The following is a 25,068-nucleotide window of genomic DNA, read 5'->3' as shown; positions in this document are numbered from 1 at the left end:
CTCATCAAAGATTATGTATGTACGATAGCATAAAGCCCGCGCCTAATCGCCGGGCTTTTGTGTTAACCGGGTTCCCCTGTAAAAAATTCTCTTCTGCCGGCATGTCAAAGTTGATATCCTGCGGATATTTATGTGTCAGGCCGTACGATAACAGAAACCCTGTACGGAAATTGAATTTTTGCCGTTTAAAATTAGCGCCCAGCGCCAGGTGTACGTTATTCCAGTAGGCGTTGTAAGAGGTGGTCCCATCCGCGTTCAAAGCCCGGTCTGCGTAGCTCATATCCGTTCTTACAGAGGCATACGCAGTAATGGATGGCTTTAGCTGGTAACTGGCGCCAAGGGCTACATTCATTACCGCTTTTCGGGCATCGTGCAGGCGCAGCAGGCTATAGGTCTCCGTGTTGTTAATGCCGGTATCCGGCCGTATAAAAGCTTCCTTGCGGGGAGTAAGTATATCGTAATCCTTTACCCTAAAGAAATATTCAGTGGCCAGGTAAAGCTGCGCCCGGCGGAAGTCCAGCGCATAGCCGGCGGCAATGCTGACCGGCATCCGCCATCGGGCCCGCAGGCCTTCCTGGCGTGTATTGGCCAGCAGGCTCAGAAAAATATCGGCATCAGGAACCAGGCGTAAATTGTTGATCTCTTCATCGGCAACTATGCTGCCACGGCCCCATAAGCGTACCAGGGGAGAGGATACCACCAACCCCAGGTGATGCCTTCCCATATCATAGGCCAGTCCGGCTTTAAACCGCAGGCCCGCCTGCACGTAATTGGCCAGGTAATAGGTATTTGTGCTAACCAGCGGTAATTGCGAGCTGTCTATATTGCTGTTGGCCAGCGCACGCGCGTTGCTGGTTTGACTGTAATGCTGCTGGTGTATCTGACCCTCTACGGAAATACCGGCAGAAAGTTTGGGCGTTAGTTTAAACCCCGTGCTTAACAGTGCCGTGGTTTCACTGACCCGGTTCTCCACCACATAATCTCCTACAAAATATTCCGGCCCGGGGCTGTAATCATCATCCAATACATTAAAGCGCTCGTCCCGGCGTTGGGACGACAGAAAGCGGAACCCGGGCGAGTTAATGAGCGCATAGGCAATTACCACAGGCGCTTTTTTGCCAAGGGAAATACTGCCGGAAAGCATCTGCGGCACAATGCGCATGGAGGTAGAGCGGAGATGACGCCCCGCACCGGTGCCATTGGTCACCTTGATGGCCTCTAGCTGATAAATGTTAGCAGTAATAGAGCTGATGGCAATACGGTTCTTATTGGAAAGGCTGAGCAGTGCAGGATTATAGAACAGCACGCCGCTATCACGGCTACTCGCTATCACAGAGCCAGGCGTTAACAACACGCTGGGACCGTAGTTGGATGACCAGTAATGCGCATCCTGGGCCAACAGGCAATACGACCAGAGCAGGGCTCCGGAGAACAGTAGCAGAAAACGGGGCATAGCGGTATATGACTGATGTTGATAGTTAACGCATTAGCCGGAGAAAATGTTTAAACAATACAAGCGGGCAAACGTTACCTAATAAGCCGGCCAAACCGTCCGGTCCTTCACTAGTAATTCGTAATTTCCCATGGGACGTTATTTACTCTTGCTCCTCCTGCTTGCCAATAACCGCATGCCGCTGCATGCGCAGAACCTTTCCTTTACGGCGCCCATCCACTTTCTGCAGGAAGCAAGTGCAGACCGGGCGATAGACATCGTCCGTTTTAAAGACAGTTATTTTGTAGCATGGAAAAATCCGGGCAATCCCGGTGGTGTGCACGTTTGTTACCTGGGCAAACACCAGGATACCGCCTTTACGCAGGCCGGCATACAGGTGGATAAGGCAGCTACCAATTGCGCACCGGTGCTGCAGGCGCTTAACGATCGCCTGTACCTGTTATGGATAGCAGCAGATGGCGCGCTTAAATATATCCTCAATAATACAGACACCAGCTTTGATGCGCAAAACATATACACCGCCCCGTTAACCGGTGGCCTGTCCTTGGCCCTCGGCTTTACCACCACGGATATTCATGACCAGCTGATGCTGGCTGCTCATGCCAATGATAAAAGCAGCCTGGTATACGCCCTGCTGGAGCCCCGGGGTAACGGCCAGCTGCAGGAAGCGGAACTAAAGATCATCGATAATAAAAAAGCTGCGGAATATCCGGCCATGGCAAGGCTTACGGACACAGATGTACGTATCTGCTGGCGGGGCTACAAAGGGCAGGAGGTGTACTATGCGGACTATAATATCCACAACGGGACCTGGGGTGCTGCCATCCAGTTGCAGGACGCGACTGCCGGGGCTGCGCCGGCGTTATGCCATGTAACGGAGGACCGCCAGTTTTTTCTCTGGAAAGGGGCTAAAAATGATAACCGGATCTATTATGCCATTGCAGCCAGCGGCGCGGCGCCTTCCAAAGCGCAAGTGCTGCCCCCGTATTTTGCCACGCCTTATCCGGTGGCCGTGTGTGAGGTAGACGGTAATAATTTCATTATGGCTTATACTGGTCCGGACCAACGCCTCTACCTGAGTTATTTTGCCGGTTATGATCCCGCTAGCTGGATGCAGGACCTGCTATACCCCGCCAGGGCGGAGTACACGCTTAAGGATATCGTGATCCCCGGCGCGCATGACGCAGGCATGTCCATCCTTAACGGTACCGGCGGGCAGATGAAGGACGCCATTAACAGCTGTAATACCCTTACACAGCGCCAACCTATCAGGGACCAGTTACAGGATGGTATCCGCATGTTTGACCTGCGGGTAGGTGTTTTTCAGCAAAGGCTCTTCATCAAACATGCAGAATCGGATTGCGATGAAGACGCGGTAGGCGCCGGGTATGGAGAACCGCTGGCAGATGTGCTGAATGGCGTACGCGCTTTCCTGGATACCAATAAAATGGAGACCGTGATCCTCACGTTCAGCCACTTCTGTGATAAGGATCTGCCCCCGGCCAGGGTGGCAGATACGATTGCGGCGAGTTTGGGCGCCCGCCTGCACAGCGGCCCCGCCAAAAAACTGCAGGAGCTGCCGCTGAAGGAACTGGCTGGTAAAGTGATCGTGGTATTTGAGCGCTTCGCCTCCCGCGATGCCGCTATTGATTCCAATACCATAGCAGACGCCTCGGGGGCATTCATTAATTTCCGGCGTAAATATGCTGCCACAAATGATATAAAAAAGCTGCTGGCCGCCCAGGAACTATTTTTCAACGGCATGAAGGAGGGCGTAAAGGAAAATGACCTGGTACGCCTGGATTGGCAGCTTACCCAGAACAGCCAGGAAGCGGCGCTGATCTGTAACGGCTACCGGCCAGACAGGACTGGCGCTGTAGTAAGTGGCGTGATCCTGCTGACCAATGCCCTCAAAAAAAATGAGACCATCCTGGACCTCTCTGCGCGCGGCAACCGCTACCTGCTGCCTGCCGTTAACCAGTGGATTGCCAATGGTACCATCAACAAAAAGAATAAACCCAATATCCTCTACGTGGACGTAGCTGGCAGCTGGATCACGGATTATTGTATTGATCTGAATAACAGTGATTTATATCATCCTTGATAACCGGCTTTAAGATAACTTTAAGATTTCCGTTTTTAAACTTTGTGCTAATGCAATGATCTAATTCCTGTAGCGTTTAAAAGAAAATAAAACGGATAAGCGCTCAGATCTTAAAAAACGGGGGAACGGGGTATAAAGAACTTACTGACAACGAGCCATCTATACCAGGTTTGACCGGAAACCAGGAACTTAAATCCTTACACAAAATGAAACGGAAAGTATATATACTGGGTGTGCTGCTGGTACTGGCCGGCACATTTTCAGTTAACAGCGTGTTTGCCCAGCGTGGGCATATCAGGGTAGGCGGAGGCGGACGTTTTTATGGTGGCGCACGTGTTTCGGTAGGCGCTCATTTTGGCGGCCCGGTATACCGCCGTCCGCCGGTGGTACATTATTACCGCCCCGCATACAGGCCCTATGTAAGGGCATATTATCCCTATTATCATTATCCGTTGGGCTTTCGTTTAGGCGTGCTGCCCTATGGTTTCATCACCTTTGGCACTGCCTGGGGACCTTACTACTATTATGACGGTACTTTTTATCGCCCTTATGATAACGGCGGCAGCAAAACAGAATATGAAGTGGCAGAGCCGCCCGTAGGGGCTGATGTGCCCTCCCTGCCTTCCGGCGCCCAGCAGGTAACGATAGATGGTAATACGTACTACGAATACAATGGCACCATCTACCAGGAGGTGATCAAACGTAATGAGCGCCGTTACGCTATCGTTGGCAAGAACGGCCAGCTTAATACCGGTGGTGATGATAATAGCCAGGCGCCGGACAACCAGGCTGCCCCGCAGGATAATAACAATAATGATAATATCATACAGGCCTTGCCACAGGGTAGCCACCGCGTAGAGATCAACGGCCAGCAGCTGTTCGTATCTCCGGATGGTATGTATTACGAAGAAGTACAGTTGGATAACAACACCACCGGGTACAGAGTAGTAGGGAAACAGACGGCAGATTAGGACAAGGTGGATAAATCTGTATAACTTTTTTAAAGGCGTTTTCCATTGATGGAAGACGCTTTTTCTTTTTGAAAAATATTGTGTTTCAATGGGTATCGTAGGCGCATATACGAACTGTCCCCCAGGAATGGGGGACAGGGTTAGATAACTATCCTATGAAAACTTGCTTTCGCAAGCTAATCCTGTTAGCTTTGACTATAGAGAGTATGCTTTATTCTTATTCGTTAATAAATTAATCGCCTGCTTTGCCCGTGCAGTTGCTTTTGCATGCGTCACAAAACCGGGGCTAAGCGGGTTGTTGTACATGTATACGACGTAGCTAATCGTTTGGTTGTCTGCAAAAATGCAAAAGCAACAGCATTCCTCTATGATCTTTTTGGCATGATTCCTTAAAATGAGTACTTACCCCCATTTTTGGGAGTTGGTACCTATTTTAGACAATATATGAAGGACAGTAAATACCTCAATTTTACATAAGCCATTGAACAACAAAAACTTAGCGCTATATTGGCGCATTTTCCCGTACCGTAGGAAATATATAAGGTGGAAAAAACAGCCGTGCCAGCACGGGAAGCAGATGTTGCCCGTATAGCCAGATGGCTATGCCTGCTTCTATTTAATTGTACCTAATGCGCATTGCTTCAAATACAGTGTCTGATGAATGAGATAGCCCGCAACATACTGTTGGTAGACGGGAGCGCGCCATTCATTAAACAAGTCAGCCAGTTATTGATCCCGTACTACGGTATCTATACCGCGCTGTCTGCAGAAGAAGCATTACTGGCCTGCCGGGAGCAGTTACCCGATTTGATCATTTGCGGCGAAGAGCTGCGGGATACCGGCGGGCATCATTTTATAATGGCCCTCCGGGACGATCCCCGTATTGCGCATATCCCCCTCATCTTTATTGCCAACCGGGAAAGCCGGGAAGATATGCGCATGACCATGAACCTGGGCGCAGACGATTACCTGGTGCAGCCGTTCAAACGGCAGGATCTGTTGCTGAGCATCCGGTCCAGATTATCCCGTTTTGCCATCTTCAATAATATGCGCCGCGTGGCAGGCGGCGGCCTGGAAACCGTGATCGCCATCCCCCTGGTGCCGGATGCCCTGCAGGATAAACTCAGTAAAACAGAGGCCAGGATCATCAAATTGATCGCAGAAGGAAAAAATACCCGGGAAATTGCCCGCGAACTATATGTAAGTATAAAAACAGTGGAGAACCATAAGTATAACATCGCACAAAAACTCGGTCTTACCGGCCGCAATTCCCTCACAGAATATGTGATCAAAAATATCATCCAGCCCTATAAACGCCCCTGACCTACACGCATTTTTATCTCATTGATTATGAATCTTCTTTGATATTTCACTTAAATAATATTATTTTATTTAATAAATATTTCTAATTTTATATATTAAATACGGATATTACTATCAAGCTGAGCTAGAAAAAGGGGGGCGTTTTTTATGACAAAAAGTGTTACAGCAATTGTTGCAAAGGCAGTGATTGTTGCGCCGTAAACGCTTGTTATGCTGTTACTTATGAGTGTCAAACGTTATAGAACCTTATGTTGCACACTGGTTGCCTGTTTACTGGCAGCAGGCCAGGTATTGGCCGTAGCTGGTAAACCTGTTAAGCTGATGATGAAGAAAGGCAGGTTTGCCCAATCCATTAGCACAGGTAATCCTCTTAATGTAAGGGAACAGGATTCTTACGGAGGTATGGATATATTACTTTCCGGTGGTCCGGCAACAGAAGACATCTCCGTTACCTATACCATAGGTGGCACTGCTACACAGGGGGCGGATTTTTATAATGGCATATGGACCGGCATGGCTACTATTCCTGCCGGGGAAAGCTTCGTACATCTTTCGCTGGATGTAATTGACGATAACTTGCTGGAAGGGGATGAGAATGTAGTCGTGACCGTTACCGGGGCCACTGGTTTAACAAGCGCAGCCGCTTATGACCTGGACTCACATATCAGCGAAACGCTGTGGATCATTGATAATGACAACGTAATAACTGCTTATAGTACCAACGACCAGGCTGGCGAACCAGATAGACCCATTACCGCCAGGTTTTCCCTGCCCAGTTCCATCACCGCCCCACAGGATATTACTATACATTATATTATTGATGGGGGTACAGCGCAGAATGGCGTAGACTATGAAACGCCGTCCGGTCAGATAATATTGCCCCAGGGACAAAATAGCGTGATATTATCGATACCCGTGATCGATGATAAGCTGATCGAGGGCAACCAGACCGTAAAGATCACCGTAACCGGCGCTACAGCACCCGGATTTAACATGACCATCTCTGAAAGTAATTCCGTAAGCTCTTCTATCCAGGATGATGATACGGAACTAAGCCTGTCTGTGACCGGAACCACAGACGGTGCAGAGCCTAGTAAAAAAGGCGCTTTCACTGTAAGTTTGCCGCCAGGCGTAAAGGCGGGCGAATTTATACAGGTTTTCTATACAATTTCAGGTACAGCCACCAGCGGCGTGGACTTTACCACCTTAAACGGAACAGCTATTATAACTACCGGCAAAACAACGGCCTTAGTACCGGTAACTATATTGAATGATAACATTATCGAAGGGGATGAGACGATCGTGGTGACCATCACAGGCGGCTTCTCCAATAACCTTGGAAGCGGATATTCTGTTAATCCTGGCGCCGCTACTACTACCATAAAGATAATAGATGAAGATAACACGCCGGCCAACACCCAGATCAATGCCATTATGATGGCAGACGGTAGTGAGTCCTCTGCGGATGGCAGCTTTAAGCTGGCGCTGCCGGGTAACTATTCATTCAAGCAGGATATGACCGTTACCTATACGGTGAGCGGCACGGCTACGCCTGGCGCAGACTTTTCACCACTGTCCGGCACCGCCAACCTGGTGGCCGGCCAGAATAGTGTGCTGGTGCCCGTACCGGTATTGAATGATGCCCTGATCGAAGGGGATGAGACCGTGATCATCACGCCACAGCCTGTGATAGCCGGCGGTATTAGCTTTGCCGGTGGCACGCCCTGTACGGTGATGATAGAGGACGATGATGATGATAACCTTAAAGTAGCGATCACCGCCTATGATCCTGCCGGTAAAGAAGGGACCGGCAGCGATACAGCTGCATTCCGGGTTAGCCTGCCGGACGATAATGCTGCCTCTACTCCTGTAACCGTTACCTATAAAATAGAGGGTACCGCCTTAAACGGCACAGATTATACATCATTAGTAACTACCGTTACCATCCCTGCGGACAGTAATGGTGTATTTATTCCTGTATATCCGCTGAATGACGAGCTGGTAGAGGGGTCGGAGTCTGTGAAGATCACCCTGTTAACGGTAACTTCCTCGCTGCCCTTCTTTATAGACAATACAAAAGAAGTGGCCACGGTGACCATTATCGACGATGATAGCGCAGATATGGGCATTATTGCAGATGCCACGGTTGATGGGGCCGAGCCTACAACACCTGGCGAGTTCAAGGTAAGCCTGTCTTCCGGTAAAACCACCAGTGTGCCCATTACCGTTAACTATACTACCTCCGGTACGGCCACCAGCGGTACGGATTATACCGCGCTTTCCGGCTCCGTATCTATCCCGGCTGGCAGCACCAGCGCCACTGTGGCGGTGCCAGTGCTGGATGATGATCTCATAGAAGGAGACGAGAAGGTAATAATGACGATCAGCGGCGTAACAGCCAGCCTGCCCTTTACAGCCGGCGCTAAAAATAAAGATACCGTTATCATCAATGATGATGATGATAATAACCTGCAGGTAGTGATAAACGCTACTACACAGGATGCCAGCGAGCCCAGTACCAACGGGCAGTTCCGTATAAGCCTGGCCTCCGGCAAACTAACCCTGGTGCCTATCACGGTCACTTACCAGGTAAGTGGTACTGCCACTGCCGGCGCTGACTATACTACATTGACCGGCACGGCCACCATTCCTGCCAACAGCACCGGCGTAAACATTCCGGTGGCGGTATTGAATGATACGATCGCAGAAGCTAAAGAAACGGTAATTGCCAAAATAACCAATGTGGCAGCCGCGGTACCGTATATAATAGGCGCGCCTGATACTGATACGGTATACATTGGAGATGATGATGTAGAACAGATCATCATCAGCGCCAGTGATGCAGATGCGGCAGAGCCCAACAACCCGGGCCAGTTTACCATAAAAGTGGCCTCCGGTAAACCGGCTGGCGCTGCGGTAACTGCCAACCTGCAAATAGACGGTACGGCTACTAATGGTACGGACTATACGACTATTCCGCTAACGGTGGTATTGCCGGCCGGCAGCAGCAGTGTTAACATCCCATTGTCTGTAATAGACGATGACCTGATAGAAGGAGACGAGACGGTCGTGATCAAGATCACGAGCGTTACTACCACCGCTACTTTTGATGTTGGTAAACAGGATAATGCTGCCATCACCATTAAAGATGAAGACGCAATAGACCTGAGCGTGGAAGTAGTAGCTACCAAGGCCGACGCGGCAGAGCCGGGCGATGATCCTTCTCAGGCAGGTGAGTTTACCGTAAGGCTTACCTCCGGTAAAAAGCCGGGCCAGTCCATCAGCGTGGATTGCGCTCTAAGTGGTACCGCCACTAATGGTAAGGATTACGAAACGCTGCCAGCCAATGTGGTAATACCCGCGGGCAGCAGCAGTGTAACAATACCGGTAAAAATAATAGACGATTTGCTACCAGAAGGTCCGGAGTTTATTGACCTGGGTATTACCAAGGTCACCGGCTCCCTGCCGTTCACAATAGGTAATAGTAACGACAGGATAGGTATCGCGGATGATGATACGGTGAAAACGATGGCGTGGATGAGCGCCCGGCCGACCAATAACCCGGTGAACCCCGGTGATCTGATCGAGTATGTGATCCACATTATTAATGGCACAGACACGAACCTCGTGGATATAGTTGTCAGAGATAGTGTACCCGCGCATACCACCTTTTTAACGGGAGAGGGAGTAAGGCCAGACGCTGCCGGCCTGATGACGTGGGTAATTCCGACGGTCACGCCTGGACAGCATTTCACGACCAGGTTTTCCGTAACGGTGGCAAATGATCTCACGGGGGTAGATAGCATTGTGAATACAGGGTATGTGAACTTTGGGGATGCATTGGGCGATCAGCCGCTGCGGCCGGCAGACCCATTAAATCCTAACTTCGCGCTGATAGGCGCTGATCCGAATATGCCGTCTACCAGCGTGTTGGTGAATACGAAAGGCGCAATGGCCACCTGGAAAACAGTGGCTACCACAGATGGTAAAGAGGTAAAGAACGGGTCTGAGCTGGAGTATAAGATCTATGTGCGTAACGCCGGCGCGCGGAAACTGGGCGGCGTTGCTATCCTGGATACCATCCCAGCCAACACCATCTACGAATCCAACGCCAGTAACGGTACCTATAATTCATTCACAAATACTATTAGCTGGATGCTGAGCGATTCCATTGCGGTAGGTGCAGTAGATTCAGTGAGCTTCCTGGTGAAAACCATAGACGATCTGACGGGCGTTGCGGAAATATCCAATATTGCCACGGTAAGTACCGTAGATACCACCCTGCGGACAGGTAACTGTGATCCTAAGGCCATTGGTTGTGTGGTAAAAGAGGCGCCGGTGGTGATACCGGTAACGATAGGCCCTGCTCCGGGCGCTCCGCTGGTGGTTCCCAATGTGTTTACGCCTAATGGCGACGGCCTCAATGAATACTTTAAGATAGCCGGCATTGAGACTTATACCGCCCCGGAACTCTATGTGTTTAACCGCTGGGGTAACCAGGTATATGCTTCAAAGGATTACCATAATGATTGGAACGGTGGAAGCCTGAACGAGGGAACTTACTACTATGTAGTAAAGGTGAAGGGTCCGGACGGAGAAGAGAAAATAATCAAGGGTTGGGTGCAAATATTGAGATAGCCTATGCGTAAGATCTATATAGGGATATTGTTATTGGTAATGGGCTTTGGCAGCCAGGCGCAGCAGAATATACAGTTCAGCCAGTATATCTTTAACCAGCTGAGCGTAAATCCGGCAGCTGCAGGTAATAAGGAAGACTGGTACCTGAATGCTACCTACCACCAGCAATGGTCTGGCTTTCCCGGGGCGCCCCGCACCGGCGCAGTGTCCGCAGATGGCCTTATCCGCGGCGATGAGAACGATCGCCGGGTGGGGGTAGGCGTACAGCTTACCATGGATGCGCTGGGCCCCCAGCGCGCTTACTCCCTGTACGGTTCCTATGCCTACCGCATACCTATGGATGAGGAAAATCTAAGCCGTCTGTCGCTGGGTATAGGCCTTGGCGCTACCCAGTACAGCATAGATCCGGCCACGTTCCTGTATACAGATGCGAACGACCCGGCAATACCAGTAGCGGCAGCTGCTTCCATTGCGCCGGATGCCCGCTTTGGCCTGTATTACTATAATCCTAATTTTTACTTTGGTTTGTCCGTTATGGACCTGCTGTCTGCCTATACCAATACCAGCTATTCCTGGAAAGGTTATAAGTTCGAAACGATCAAGAAAGCAGCGCACATTTACCTCACGGGCGGTTTCCTGCTTAATTTTTCCGATAATTTAAAGATGCTGCCCTCACTGATGGTGAAATCAGATATGAAGGGGCCTATCAACATAGATTTTAACAACTTTCTTATTATTGGCGAGGGTGGTAAATTATGGGTAGGCGGCTCTTACCGTACCGGCAGTAGCGCCAGCATTATGGCAGTGTTCAATGCGCCGCGTTTCCGCCTGGGTTACTCCTATGATATGAATATGAGCAACCTTGCAGGCGCCGGTCCTTCGCACGAAATATCCATCGGCATCCTGTTCCCCTCCGGGCGTAATGACGATATGGACCCAAGGTATTTCTAAGCCTTTATTTTTTCTCGTATTTCCAGTTACGGCCTTTACCTTCAGCTATCCATTCCACCGCTGTTTCCAGCCTTTTAGTGCGCGTTGCCTCCGTTTTGGCTTCCGTGATCCACATTATATATTCTTTCCGGAAACTATAGCTGGCCTCCTTGAAAACTTTACCCGCAGCCTTGTTTTTATTAAGTGCTTTTTGCAGATCATCCGGCGTTGGGATATCCTGTTTTTCTTTAGCGGCGGGTTTAGGGGCCAGCTTAATATCCTGTTCGTTCAGCAATGCGGCTTCCTTAAAATAGGATAATAATATCCTGTCTGCCGGGAGGTCCTGTAGGCTGGTGATCCTGCCCATCTGTCCCATAGCAGTGCGTTCTCCCTGCTCCAGCAGATGATGCGGGTCTGACAGGAGGGCGCCTTTCCAGAAGTTGATGGAGCAGTGTTGTTTAAAAGCTGCCATGCCGCAGATCACGCCTTTGTACTCAAAAAAAGGCATGCCCCATTTAATGTTTTCAGTAGCCTCCGGACAGGCCTTATGTACCAGTTCCCGGATATGTTCCAGGATAGGCTGTGCAAAAGGGGCAGCCTTGGTGATGTAAGCGTCAACACGTTTGTCTGTATGTTCCATGATAATTTGGTTAGTGATAGGGTGTTAATTACAAATGAAACACTGTTATCCAAATTTAAAACTTCCTTGTTATTAACATCTGATTAGTGCCCTGTTTCTTTTGCAGGGCGTAGATTCATGTTATTATAGTCAGATGTTTCACTTGTATTGGAAAACTTAGAACCGCTTAATCCTGGGCGGTTTTTTTATTGTAGCTGAAAAGTGCTTATATTTAAGTAGGCCAACATCCTTAAAAAGCTATAGCAGCAGGGATCTAAATTGTAGCACAACTATCTAAATCGTAGAACTAACACCCCCGATATGACCAGAATCTTCATTGCGGTATGCCTGCTATTGCTGGTATGCCATGCAACCTATGCGCAACATGTAGTAAACGGCCAGGTAACAGACAACACAGGCGCTCCCATTCCAGGCGTGAGCGTGTTTGAAAAAGGCAGCACCCGCGGCGTCACCACAGATGGTGGCGGAGCCTTCCGGCTGGAGGCCGCTAATACCAATGCCATTATTGTTTTTCGTGGGCTCGGCTACGCTACGCAGGAAGTAGCGCTAAATGGAAGATCCACACTTACCGTAATACTCCTCAGCGAGGCCACCGCTATGCAAGGGGTAGAGGTGGTGGGTAGCCGCAACCTTAACCGTTCTGTTACGCAAACGCCGGTACCAATTGACATTATTCCTATTGCCCGGATCACTAATTCCGTAGGCCAGCTGGATCTGAACCAGCTGATGCAGTTTGTAGCGCCCTCGTTTAATTCTAACCGCCAAACTGGTTCAGATGGCGCTGATCACATAGATCCGGCCACGCTGCGCGGCCTGGGGCCAGATCAGACCCTGGTGCTCATCAACGGTAAACGCCGTCATCAGTCATCTCTGGTAAACCTGTATGGCACCCGCGGCCGTGGTAATACCGGTACAGACCTTAATACCATTCCCGCCGCCGCCATTGAGCGCATAGAGATCCTGCGTGATGGCGCTGCCGCTCAATACGGCTCTGACGCTATTGCCGGCGTGATCAACATTGTGCTTAAATCTTCTACCGATGAATTCACCGGCAATGTAAACGGCGGCCTTACTTCCAAAGGAGATGGAGAGAATGTGGGCTTTAACGGCAACTATGGCTTTAAAATAGGCGAAGGCGGTTTCATGAATGTGACTGGTGATTACCTGTACCGTGGCCGCACCAACCGCGCAGAAGACCCTGTCAAAGTAGGGGAGGACAAGGTGCCCCGGCGCTTTTATGGCGATGCCCTGATGGAAAACTTCTCTGCTATGTTCAATGCCCGGATCCCGATTACGGAAAAAGCGGAGATCTATTCCTTTGGCGGTTATAACCAGCGTTATGGGAATGCCTACGCATTTACCCGTTATGCGGGCGATGACCGGAATATCCCTTCCATCTACCCCAATGGCTTTGATCCGCAGATCGTCTCCAATATTGGCGACCGCTCCCTTTCTGTAGGCGTGCGCGGTATGCTGAAAGGCTGGAATGTGGATTTTAATAACACCTATGGTATTAACCGCTTCCATTATTATGTGGAGAAAACGCTGAACGCTTCCCTGCTGGAGCAATCACCTACCCGCTTTGATGCAGGAGGCTTTCAGCTTAACCAGAATACCACCGGGCTGCATTTTACCCGCTTCTTTGAAAATGTTTTGCCAAAAGGGACCAACATCGCCTTTGGCGCAGAGTTCCGCACAGAGAACTATAAGATCTTTGCAGGCGAAGAAGGATCCTGGAAAGCATATGGCGCCTACTACCTGGCGCCTAATGACCAGGGCGGCGTAGACACCGTGTACAGGGCCGCCGGCTCACAGGGTTTCCCCGGCTTTCAGCCGGCCAACGCGGTGGATGAGTCCCGTACTAACCTGGGGGTATATACGGACCTGGAATTTAATTTCTCTTCCCATTTTATGATCGATGTGGCCGGCCGTTTTGAACGGTATAATGATTTTGGCAATACCCTCAACGGCAAACTGGCCATGCGTTATGAGATCTCGCCGGCCCTGGCATTCCGTGGCTCCGTAAGCACCGGTTTTCGCGCTCCGTCGCTGGCGCAGATCTATTTCAACACTACCTATACCAATGTAATAAGGGGAGAGGCAATTGAGAACCTGCTTACCCGTAATCAAAGTAACATCACCCGTGTGCTGGGCGTAGACCCGCTGAAACAGGAAAAATCTGTGAACGGCAGCCTGGGTATTACTTCCAGACCGGCCAAAGGTTTAAGCATCACGGTAGATGGCTATTACATTAAGATAAAGGACCGCATAGTGCTTACCGGGGATTTTGATGCGGACAACGCGCCGGAGATTGCCACAGACCTGCAGAATTTAAACGTAAGCGTGGTAAAGTTCTTTACCAATGCGCTGGATACCCGCACCCTTGGCCTGGATGCGATCGTTACCTGGAGCAAACGCTTCACCGGCGGGCATGATTTTACCGCTACCCTGGCCGCTAACTTTAATGATCTGGAGACTGGTGATGTAAAAACATCCGCCAAGCTGGCTAACCGTAAGGATATTTATTTCAGTGAGCGGGAACGCTCTTTCCTCATTGCCTCTGCGCCGCCCAGCAAGATCAATCTTACGCTGGATTACCGCATTGGTAAGTTCAATACTAATCTGCGCTTTGTGCGTTTTGACAGGATCAAGCTGCTGGATTATGATGGCGTGTATGATGTGTTTGATCCCCGTATTGTAACAGATCTCTCCGTAGGTTATAAGATCACCGGCAACCTATCCTGGGTAATAGGCGTTACCAATCTGTTTAATGCATATCCCAATAAGCAGGATGCCGGGCTCACAGACTCCGGCGGTATTTACGAACCGGTGCAGATGGGCTTTAACGGCACTTACTTTTTTAGCCGGTTTTCATTCCGCTTTTAGCGGATCTAAATAAATGATCCAGCGCTGGCAGGTTCCTGTAACCTGTCAGCGCTATTTTATTGTTTAATTTTGGTTACTCAGCCTCGGATTGTTTACCCCTCTTGCTGGCGCTGCTACCACCTTCCGTTGCTGCAGATCAAAACGTTGCCCCTTACCCAGGAAATAGAAGGGCCCGTCTGTTCCATATTCTCCCGTAGGGCTTTTATCCTTTCCGTTAATATGGTTAATATCATAGATAGCCACATAGGAATTACCGATCACTTCAAAATTATTCTTTTGTACCACGATAGCCGTGCTTTCGTCTATGCCAATGCCCAGCAGGTCCGGATGTTTTTTAATAAAACCCAGCATATCAAACTGCCGGTTACGGCGCAGGATATGTTGATCAATAGCCGTATGATGAATGAGATCCAGCCCCGCTACATGATCGCCCTCCAGGATAGCATTGCCTTTGGTATCGCCGCGGAATAAAAAGGAGCCTTGTATGCTGGCGCCGGCAGAGGTGCCGGCTATTACGCCGCCGCGCGTTAACACGGCTTTGATCTCTTTTTCAGCCAGGGTGTGCAGGTAAGCGTCGGCTATCTTCCATTGGCGGCCGCCTGTGAACCAGATACCCGTAGCCTTTTTCAGTGGCGCTACAAAAGCCGCCGTATTGGCCTCTTTAGGGTCCCGTGTATGCAGTACAGTTACATTGGACACGCCCAGGTTCTTTAGCAGGTCGCGCTCAAAGGATTTGCCGGTGGCGATGGTAGAATCGTCGCCTGCGGTAGGTATCACTACTATATTGGCATTAGGGCCGCCTGCCTGTTCTATGAACCTGGCCCATATTTCAGGGCCTACCTTACCCCCGCCTACAATGATCAATGTGCCTTTTTCAGGGCCTATGTTAGTCGTGGGAGCCTGTTGTGCAAAGCTGAGGGATGCTGCCAGTAAAAAGACGGCGGTTAGTACATAATGAAAGATCCGTTTCATTTTTATTGTGTTTAATGGTTTTGTATGATGATATACGATTTGTTCAGTAGCCAGGATTGGGCGTCAGGTCTTCATCTGCCAGCAGTTCATCCGCCGGTACCGGGAAAACATATTTACGGCTGTCTGTGAGCCCAAGTACATCGGCCACGCGGTTTGTGCGCACCAGGTTAAACCAGCGGTCGCCTTCAAAGGCAAACTCCAGCCTTCTCTCATTTTCAATGGCCAGCAGCAGCGCCGCTTGTGTGGCGGCATTGCTGGGCGCCAGCCCGGCGCGGTCCCTTACCGCATTTATATCTGCCAGCGCATCCGCCGGTTGCTGCAGCTGCGCCCTGGCTTCGGCCCGTATCAGGTATAGTTCCGCCACCCGTATCAGGTAGGCTGGGTCTGTGCCGGTAGGCGTGCGGTAATATAATTTGCCATACCATAAATTGCCGGGAGGCGCGGTCCGCGCTATAACGGCGCTTCTGTTGCCGCCGGTGGCCGGGTCGTTCAGCAGGCTTACCAGCTGCGCGCCGGGCGCCCATTCCCTTCTGCCGCCCAGGGCCGGTGGCAGCCACCAGTTATAATGCCCGTTCTTAAACGATACGCTGTAACCTATCTCAAAAACAGATTCTGCCGTGGCGGCGGCATTGTTGGCAAAAAATGCGCTGTAAGGTTTCAGCAGTTGATAGTTGGCCGCGTCTGTAATGATCTTACTGGCATTGCTGGCGGCGGAGTCCCATTGCTGGCGGTACAGGAAATAGCGTGCCTTTAATGCCCATACGGTCTTTTGGGTAGCCCGGTTCCGGTTAGTGCCTGTGGGCAGCAGTTCCGCAGCCTTATTCAGATCGCTCAGTACCTGCGCGTAGGTATCCGCCAGGCTGCTCCGCTTAGTGCCGGCGTGATCGCCTGGTACGCGGGTGGGTTTGAGTATCAGCTGCACGCCGCCCCAACCCCGGGCCAGATCAAAATACGACAATGCCCTGATAAAATATGCCTCTCCCAGGAACTGATTTTTCTTTGCTGCGGCAAACAGTGGATCATTAAGCGTAGGTACTGCATCAATGATGTAGTTGGCGGAGAGGATGGTACGGTAAATGGCCCGCCAGGAGGCGCCTACATTGCCATTATCCGCCGTGATCTGCCGGGCAGCTATCTGCTGCGGCGCTGATTGTGAGCCCGTCCATTGTATATCGCCGCCAGACAGGTAGGAGAGGGCCTGGAAATTAGACCCGTAATAGCTATCGCTGCCCAGCAGGTTATAAAGCCCGTTAACGGCTGTTTCTGCGCTATTGGCGTCTGTAATAGCAGCAGCAGCGTCTACCTGCTGCGTGGGCTGCACATCCAGGAATTTGCGGCAGGAAACGCCCAACAAGGAAATAAATGACAGTATATAGATAGATGGTTTCATTATTCAGCAATATTTAAAGGGTAAGGTTTAAGCCAAACTGCAGGGTACGGGGCTGTGGCGGCGTGCCCAGATCATAGCCCTGCACATTAGGGTCAGATGTTACGTTGATCTCAGGATCCGGCCCCTGGTAGTGCTTCAGCAGCCATAGGTTGGAACTGCTAAAGTATACGCGTACAGCGGAGGCGTGTATCCGGCCGGCCAGCTGCCGGGGCAGGGTATAACCCAGCGTAAGGCTGCTGAGCCTTACAAAAGAGCCGTCTTCCAGGAAACGGGTAATAGGGTTCAGCGTATAGTTGGTACCAAGGGTGGTGACCCTGGGCACGTCTGTGATATCACCGGGTTTTTGCCAGCGGCTCAGCTGGTTTTTGTTGATGGCCCTACGGTCATCCCGTGTACCGCCGGATTCGTGAAAGAACCGGTTGCTGTTATATACCTTATTGCCATACTGGAAATTGAAGAAGATAGAAAGCTCAATACCTTTCCAGGTAACCGTGTTATTAAGGCCGCCAAAGAATTTGGGCGTGGCCTGGCCCAGCATCTGCCGGTCTGCCGCGGTAATGTTGCCATCTTTATTGGTGTCCTCATAAACCGCATTGCCGGTTTGCGGGTCTACATACAATTGTTTATACAGGAAGAACGTGTGCATGGCATAACCCTGCGCCATCCTTTCCACAGAATAGGAGGCGTCAATAGGGATCTCCAGTTTTTCGATCTTGTTCGCATTCCAGGCAATGTTGAAATTTGTTTGCCATACAAGATCACGGCGGCTGATGTTGGTGGTATTGATGCCCAGTTCTATGCCCCGGTTACTGATCTCGCCTGCATTACTGGCAATGGTGGAGAAACCGGTGCTTACCGGTAAAGGCAGGTTCAGTAAAAGATCCGTCGTGTATTTATGGTACCAGTTAAATTCTATGGCAATACGGTCTTTTAACAGCCCTAAGTCTATGCCTAAGTTAATTTGCCGGGTACTTTCCCATCCCAGCTCCGGGTTGGCCAGTTGTTGCGGTGTAGTGCCCGGGTTATCCAGGTAATTAGCGCCCGCGCCCCATAACCCCCTGGATGCAAAATTACCTATGCCATTCTGGTTGCCTGTAACGCCTGCGTTGGCGCGGAATTTAAGATCACTGATAACGTCTATATCCTGCAGGAAACGTTCCTCCTTTACCCGCCAGGCAATGCCTAACGAAGGGAAATAGCCCCATTGTTTGTTGGCGCCAAATTTAGAGGAAGCGTCTGCACGGAAATTCACTTCCGCCAGGTACTTGCCTTCGTAGTTATATTCCACCCTTGAGAAAAAGGACACCTGCCGGTTTTCCGCACGCGTGGAAGAGCCGGTGGTCGTAGCAGCGGAGGTGATCTGTTTATAAGCGTCATTCGGGAAATTGGTGCCTTGCGCCAGGGTTTGCTGCGAGATATTGCCCTGTATAGAGTTGCCAAGCATGGCGCTGAAATGATGGGGTCGCCCCGGAGTAGTACGGTATGTAAGCGTTTGCTCATTCACCCATATCGTATTCTTACTTACGCTGGAAGTGGCCAGGCCTTTGCTGGCGCTGCCCCTGTTGGTAAAGCTGTTCCAGTATTCATACTCATCATAATCATTATGATCCAGGCTCCAGCTGCTGCGGAATTTAAAGTTTTTAAAAAGGTCCGCTTCCGCATACACATTACCAATATAACGGGTGCTTACGGAATACATATCCGTATACCTGATCAGCACATCCAGGTTATCAAACCCCGCCCATTTGGCGTAACTGCCGTCATCATTGAATTTAGGCAGATAGGTTGGCGTATGCAACGCCGCCTGCAGAATGCCGCCCTGCGGCCCATCGCCCACACGGGCATTGGTGCGGCGGGAGCGGGAGAGGGTGTTACTGCTGCCTATGCGCACTTTGTCGTTGATCTGCTGGTCAAGGTTTACTTTCAGGCTGGCGCGCTGGTAATCATTTGTCCGCAGGTTGGCAAGTTGTTTATTATACCCGCCGCTGAGATAATACCGCGTTTTATCATTGCCGCCTGCTACCGCAAGATCATAATTCTGCAGCGCCCCGGTGCGGAATATATCATGCAGGCGGTCGTAGGTGGCTTGCTCTTCCGGTAACCCGCGCCCGCCTTCGGATTTGGGCCGGAATGGCCGGGTGGCAAAGGGTTTGCCATCATTGATCCAGGCTTCATTGATAATAGTTGCATGCTCATGCCCGGTGGCCAGATCCCATAATTCCGGCGCCCATGCAATGCCCACGGAGCTATTAAAGGTTATTTTAGGCTTACTGTTGTAAGCCCCGCGTTTAGTGGTGATGAGCACCACGCCGTTGGCGGCCCTGGCGCCATAAATGGCAGTAGCGGTGGCGTCTTTCAGGATGGAGATAGATTCAATATCCGCAGGGTTGATATCTGCCAGCGGATTATTGGCCTGCCCCTGTGTAGATATGCGTTGTAAGGATTGGTTGTTAATGAACACGCCATCTACCACGTACAAAGGATCGTTTCCCGCATTAATAGAGGTAGTGCCGCGTATGCGGAAAAAAATACCATCGCCCGGTATGCCGGTATTGGCGCTTACCTGCACGCCCAGCGCGCGCCCCTGCAGCTGCTGGTCAAAACTGGCTGCGGGCCTGCCTTGTATGGCAGCGGCTTTAATACTGGTCACAGCGCCTACCAGTGTTTTTTTACTTTGCGCGCCGTAGCCCACTACGATCACTTCGCTCAATGAGCGGTTTAGCGAGGTGGCGATAGCGGTGTCTTTTACTGCTACGGCAGATTGTGCCCGGCTCAATAACGGCAGGCCCACCACAAGCAGCATTGTACGGAAGAAGGGTAAATCTCTTTTCACGGTGTTGGATTTGAATAGTGATACGCCATCTGCGGCATGCGCCGGACGTAAAACAAGTGTGATAAAACGTACATGGATCGTAGCCGTGATGTATTGGTGGGAGACAAACGGCCTGATAGATATTAGCTCAACAGTATATAGCTGAACGCATAAAGCTGGTCGATATTTATTAGTCTACTATTTATGTAGACAAAAGTAAATGCTTAAAACCGGTTATCAAATACTTTAGGAAAAAATATTTTTAAAACATAGATTTAGTAAGATGATATAACATTTAACCTATGCTCGCGATCTATCATGAACACCCCGATTGGTTCAAGCCTCTTTTTGCTGAATTGGACAAAAGAGGATTAGCTTATCAACGTTTTAACCCGGTACAGCACCAGTTTGCCATCGATGCGCCCCATCCCGGATTTGACCTGCTGTTTAACCGCATGAGCCCTTCTGCCTATCTGCGTGATGGTATGCAGGGCGTCTTTTACACGCTCAATTATTTAAAGCACCTTGAAACACTGGGCGTACGTGTTATTAATGGCTATAAGGCCTTTACTTATGAAACCTCCAAAGCATTACAGCTTATCCTGCTGCAATCGCTGGGCCTGGGATATCCCAAAGCGCGGGTGGTCAATCATACGTCACAGCTTTTTACGGCTGCGGACGGCCTGCGTTTTCCCATTGTGGTAAAGGCAAACATTGGCGGCAGCGGCGCGGGCATTACGCGCTTTAATAGCCTGGGTGCTTTACAGGAGGCGATCGATGAGGGCAGTATCTCCTTTGGTATTGATCATACCGCGCTGGTGCAGGAATATATTCCCGGCAGGGGCGGTTGTATTACCCGGGTGGAAACATTGGGCGGCAAATACCTGTATGCCATACGTGTATACATTACCGGAGACACATTCAATTTGTGCCCGGCGGATATCTGTCAGACCAATGATGGAAAGGAATTGATACGCAATGCCTGTGCCCTGGATGCGCCTAAGAACGGGTTAAAGGTAGAGGCTTACACACCTCCCGCCAACATAATCCGGGCGGTGGAAACTATTGTGCAGGAGAGCCAGATAGATGTAGGCGGCATTGAGTATATCGTTGACGACCGCGATGGAGAAGTGTTATACTATGATGTAAATGCCCTCTCCAACTTTGTAGCCGATGCGGTGAACGTGATCGGTTTTAACCCGCATGAAAAGCTGGTAGACTTCCTGGAAACAGCCTGCATGCCCCGTCTTGTATCATAACTGTACGCATCAACAACAACAATCTATCACCTCAATAACCATTATATGAAATACGGATACTGGATGCCCGTTTTCGGTGGCTGGTTGCGTAATGTCACAGATGAGCACATGGAGCCTACCTGGGATTATGTAAAACGCCTGGCCATCCGCAGCGAAGAGCTGGGCTACGATCTCTCCCTCATAGCGGAGTTAAACCTAAATGATATAAAAGGGGAGGAGGCGCCCTCCCTGGACGCCTGGTCCACTACGGCAGCACTGGCGGCGGTTACCCGCAAACTGGAGCTGATGGTGGCCGTACGGCCCACTTTTCATGCACCGGCGCTATTGGCCAAACAGGCTGCCAATATAGACCATATCAGTCAGGGGCGTTTATCCCTTAATGTGGTATCCTCCTGGTGGAAGGATGAGGCGGACAAATACGGAGTTGGTTTTGAACAGCATGATGATCGTTATGCCCGTACCGCGGAATGGCTGAATGTATTGGACAATGTATGGAAGCAGGATCATTACAGCTTTGAGGGCAAGTTTTATAAGATCAGGGATAATGTGCTGCAGCCTAAGCCCGTATCACAACCCCGGCCCATGATCTATGCCGGCGGCGAGTCAGAGGCTGCCAAAGAGCTTATCGCCGCCACCTGCGACGGTTATGTAATGCACGGCGACGCGCCGGAAGTGATCGCCCAACGGATCAATGACCTCAGTGTGCGCCGGGAACGCAGAGGTCTGCCGCCCATGCAATTTGGCGTAAGCGCGTATAGCATTATCCGTAAAGATGAGCAGGCGGTTAAACAGGAGCTCGAAAAGATCACCAATGTAAAGGAGGGGAGCGCCGGCTACAAGAATTACCAGCAATGGCTGGCAGGTACCCAGTTAGAGAACACCGTTTCCCTGCAGGACTATTCTGTATCCAACCGTGGCCTGCGGAGCGGTCTTACAGGTACGCCGGCCCAGGTACAGGACCGTATTGCAGCCTTTGAGCAGATTGGGGTTAACTTCTTCCTCCTGCAATGCAGTCCCCAGCTGGAGGAAATGGAGCGTTTTGCAGAGGCCGTCATAGGATTTTAGGGCAAAAGCGGGGGTAAAAAGGGTCGTTATTGCATTGCAACTGCATTGACACTGCATTGCTACTGCATTGACACCCGTATCGACCCTATTTTGAAACGTTGCTGCAAATAAGCGTCTTCCATTCCATTAGATCTACGCAACTTATCCCCATTTTTCCCCACAATACACAGATAGTAAAATCTAAAATGTGGATAAATGTGTCACGTGGAACATTTGGAGAATCCATAAGTTGCTATTTTACAATTAATAGTACTTTAGTGTTACATGTGTGCATAACTTTGTGTGGATAATTGGGTGTGTATAATAAAAGGCATTCTGGATTTTTTTTCCCATCTTATAGAAATTGTAAACCCGGTTAAACCCTTTCCACGATATGATAACAACAGATGCATCGTTAGAGCCATCGGCTTTTAAGGATAAATTGGTGCGCTTCTGGGAACTGTCGGCAGAGAAGATCTGGCATATCGAACAGCAGTATGACAGCAAACAGGGCGCTCCCGTATTTACGCGTAATGGGCGTTATATTTCCCGGGGTTGGACGGAGTGGACACAGGGTTTTCAATACGGCGCTGCCATCCTCCAATATGACGCTACCGGCGAAACAGATTTCCTCGATCTTGGTAAACATAATACCGTTAACCGCATGGCCCCACACCTGAGCCATACCGGCGTACATGATCACGGGTTTAATAACGTGAGCACCTACGGTAATCTTCTACGTTTAATGAAAGAAGGTAAAATACCGGCCAACGAATGGGAGCAACGTTTTTATACCCTGGCCCTGAAAGTGTCCGGCGCCGTACAGGCATCCCGGTGGACGCCGCTGGAGAATGGCGGTTTTATCTATTCATTCAATGGGCCGCATTCCCTTTTTATAGATACCATCCGGTCCTGCCGCAGCCTGGTGCTTAGCCATCAGCTGGGGCATATCTTACAGGCAGAGGGGGATGTACGCATCAACCTGTTGGAGCGCGCCTTACAGCATGCGCAGGCCACGGCAACTTTCTCCGTGTTTTATGGCGAAGGGCGGGATGCGTATGACGAATGGGGCCGCACGGCGCATGAATGTATCTTCAACACCAACGACGGCCGTTTCCGGTCACCCAACGCCCAGCAGGGTTATTCCGGTTTTACCACCTGGACGCGCGGCCTGGCCTGGGCTATGTGCGGTTTTGCAGAGCTGCTGGAGTTTCTGCCGCTGACAGATGAGGCCTCGTTATCCGTACTGGGCGGGCGACAGGTAGTAGAAGGCTTTCTGCTGAAGGCCGCTACCGCCACCTGTGATTTTTATATACAGCATACGCCAACTGATGGCGTTCCTTACTGGGATACCGGTGCGCCCGGTCTTTCGCGCCTGGGTGATTACATGGATCAGCCGGCCGATCCCTTCAACCATGCAGAACCGGTAGACAGCTCCGCTGCGGCCATTGCCGCACAGGGCCTGCTGCGCCTGGGTAGCTACCTGCAAAGGCAGCAGGGCAATGAGAAGGCGGAACAATACTGGCAGGCAGGTTTAAGGGTATTATATACGCTGCTGCAGGAGCCTTATCTCAGCACGTCGCCATCGCATCAGGGGCTGTTGTTACATTCCGTATATCACCGGCCAAATGGTTGGGACTATATTCCGCCGGGCGGTAAGATCCCGCAGGGCGAATCCAGCATGTGGGGCGATTACCACATCCGCGAGGCAGCGTTGTACCTGCGGCGTCTCATCAATGGGGAACCCTATTATGCATTTTATAACAGCGTATTATGAGCACACAACGCCTGCATGATCTTTCCCGCTGTTGTGTGCATACCATCACTACTAAACCCTGGGACATTGATACCGCGGTACAGCGCTATGCGCAGGAGGGGATAAAAGGTATTACGGTTTGGCGCGATGCGCTTGCCGGCAGGGATATACAGCAAACCGGCAGGATGGTCAGGGACCAGGGGCTGGAGATCGTATCCCTGTGCAGGGGCGGCTTTTTCCCCCATACTACAGCGTCCGGCCGGCAAAAAGCTATTGATGACAACCTGCGGGCCATAGAAGAGGCCAGTCAGCTGGGCGCGCCCATGATCGTACTGGTCTGCGGGGCAGATCCTGCGCAGCCATTGGAGGTGTCACGACAACAGATCTATGAAGGTATTGCGGCGGTACTACCGCAGGCGGCCTCCGCGCAGGTAAAGCTGGCCATAGAGCCGCTGCACCCGGTGTATGCTGATACCCGCTCCGCCATCAGCACACTGGCCCAGGCCAACGATATGGCCCAGTTGCTGGGTTCTCCCTGGGTAGGCGTTGCGGTGGATGTGTATCATCTCTGGTGGGACCCCGCCCTGCAGACGGAGATAGCCCGCTGCGGGCGTAATGGCCATCTGTTCGCTTTCCATGTATGCGACTGGCGGGTGCCTACCCGCCACCTGTTATTGGATCGCGGGCTCATGGGAGAGGGCTGCATCCCCATCCGCCAGATAAGGGAATGGGTAGAGGATGCCGGTTTTACCGGCTTCCATGAGGTAGAGATCTTCTCTGACGAATATTGGGCGCAGGATCAGCAGGTCTTCCTCCGGCAGATAAAACAGGCTTACCTGCAACATGTTTGAAACGCATCTATTCATCAGTCATTCATAATGCCAGATAAA

Annotated in this window: 15 protein-coding genes; 10 read left to right on the top strand and 5 right to left on the bottom strand. The window is 50.8% G+C overall.

Features of this window, described 5'->3' with window-relative positions; all coding sequences use genetic code 11:
- Positions 1-4: 4 nt before the first annotated feature.
- The gene (locus tag F0L74_RS10430; protein WP_149837808.1) at positions 5-1,453 is read right to left on the bottom strand and encodes a hypothetical protein; all 1,449 of its coding nucleotides are present in this window, start codon (positions 1,451-1,453) and stop codon (positions 5-7) included.
- Between the two features lie 130 nt (positions 1,454-1,583).
- On the opposite strand from F0L74_RS10430, the gene F0L74_RS10425 reads away from it, so the two are divergent.
- From F0L74_RS10425 to F0L74_RS10405, 5 genes are all read left to right on the top strand, one after another.
- Positions 1,584-3,557, top strand: coding sequence for a phosphatidylinositol-specific phospholipase C domain-containing protein (locus F0L74_RS10425; protein ID WP_149837807.1), 1,974 nt, complete (start codon positions 1,584-1,586; stop codon positions 3,555-3,557).
- Between the two features lie 206 nt (positions 3,558-3,763).
- On the top strand, positions 3,764-4,528 hold the full coding sequence (locus F0L74_RS10420; RefSeq protein ID WP_149837806.1) for a DUF6515 family protein: 765 nt from the start codon (positions 3,764-3,766) through the stop codon (positions 4,526-4,528).
- 657 nt (positions 4,529-5,185) lie between these two features.
- Positions 5,186-5,851 (top strand): response regulator transcription factor, encoded by a 666-nt coding sequence (locus tag F0L74_RS10415; protein WP_149837805.1) that lies wholly within the window; start codon positions 5,186-5,188, stop codon positions 5,849-5,851.
- A gap of 222 nt (positions 5,852-6,073) precedes the next feature.
- Positions 6,074-10,489: a Calx-beta domain-containing protein gene (locus F0L74_RS10410; RefSeq protein ID WP_188315946.1), complete on the top strand. Its 4,416-nt coding sequence runs from the start codon at positions 6,074-6,076 to the stop codon at positions 10,487-10,489.
- A 3-nt stretch (positions 10,490-10,492) separates the two neighbouring features.
- Positions 10,493-11,440, top strand: coding sequence for a PorP/SprF family type IX secretion system membrane protein (locus F0L74_RS10405; protein WP_149837803.1), 948 nt, complete (start codon positions 10,493-10,495; stop codon positions 11,438-11,440).
- Positions 11,441-11,444: 4 nt separating this feature from the next.
- On the opposite strand, the gene F0L74_RS10400 is transcribed toward F0L74_RS10405, so the two are convergent.
- The gene (locus F0L74_RS10400; protein WP_149837802.1) at positions 11,445-12,059 is read right to left on the bottom strand and encodes a YdeI/OmpD-associated family protein; all 615 of its coding nucleotides are present in this window, start codon (positions 12,057-12,059) and stop codon (positions 11,445-11,447) included.
- 300 nt (positions 12,060-12,359) lie between these two features.
- Here F0L74_RS10400 and F0L74_RS10395 point away from each other — a divergent pair, with 300 nt between their 5' ends.
- On the top strand, positions 12,360-14,945 hold the full coding sequence (locus F0L74_RS10395; protein WP_149837801.1) for a TonB-dependent receptor: 2,586 nt from the start codon (positions 12,360-12,362) through the stop codon (positions 14,943-14,945).
- A gap of 63 nt (positions 14,946-15,008) precedes the next feature.
- Here F0L74_RS10395 and F0L74_RS10390 read toward each other — a convergent pair whose 3' ends face one another.
- From F0L74_RS10390 to F0L74_RS10380, 3 genes are read right to left on the bottom strand one after another with little or no spacing between them, the layout of a single operon-like run.
- A complete protein-coding gene (locus F0L74_RS10390) occupies positions 15,009-15,917 on the bottom strand; it encodes a cyanophycinase (protein ID WP_149837800.1) in 909 nt (302 codons plus the stop codon).
- A gap of 43 nt (positions 15,918-15,960) precedes the next feature.
- On the bottom strand, positions 15,961-17,307 hold the full coding sequence (locus F0L74_RS10385; protein WP_149837799.1) for a RagB/SusD family nutrient uptake outer membrane protein: 1,347 nt from the start codon (positions 17,305-17,307) through the stop codon (positions 15,961-15,963).
- Positions 17,308-17,320: 13 nt separating this feature from the next.
- A complete protein-coding gene (locus F0L74_RS10380) occupies positions 17,321-20,140 on the bottom strand; it encodes a SusC/RagA family TonB-linked outer membrane protein (RefSeq protein ID WP_213086938.1) in 2,820 nt (939 codons plus the stop codon).
- 281 nt (positions 20,141-20,421) lie between these two features.
- Here F0L74_RS10380 and F0L74_RS10375 point away from each other — a divergent pair, with 281 nt between their 5' ends.
- The 4 genes from F0L74_RS10375 to F0L74_RS10360 all read left to right on the top strand — a co-directional run bounded on the left by F0L74_RS10375 (position 20,422) and on the right by F0L74_RS10360 (position 25,029).
- A complete protein-coding gene (locus F0L74_RS10375; protein ID WP_149837798.1) occupies positions 20,422-21,378 on the top strand; it encodes an ATP-grasp domain-containing protein in 957 nt (318 codons plus the stop codon).
- A gap of 45 nt (positions 21,379-21,423) precedes the next feature.
- Entirely contained in the window at positions 21,424-22,443 is a 1,020-nt protein-coding gene (locus F0L74_RS10370) for an LLM class flavin-dependent oxidoreductase (protein WP_149837797.1), read from the top strand.
- Between the two features lie 373 nt (positions 22,444-22,816).
- A complete protein-coding gene (locus tag F0L74_RS10365) occupies positions 22,817-24,199 on the top strand; it encodes a glycoside hydrolase family 88 protein (RefSeq protein WP_149837796.1) in 1,383 nt (460 codons plus the stop codon).
- Positions 24,196-25,029 (top strand): sugar phosphate isomerase/epimerase family protein, encoded by an 834-nt coding sequence (locus tag F0L74_RS10360; protein ID WP_149837795.1) that lies wholly within the window; start codon positions 24,196-24,198, stop codon positions 25,027-25,029. The genes F0L74_RS10365 and F0L74_RS10360 overlap by 4 nt, the downstream gene beginning before the upstream one ends.
- Positions 25,030-25,068: the final 39 nt, after the last annotated feature.

This window comes from Chitinophaga agrisoli, from assembly GCF_008386695.1.
Taxonomy (GTDB): Bacteria; Bacteroidota; Bacteroidia; order Chitinophagales; family Chitinophagaceae; genus Chitinophaga; species Chitinophaga agrisoli.
This window is presented reverse-complemented; position numbering and strand designations above follow the sequence as displayed.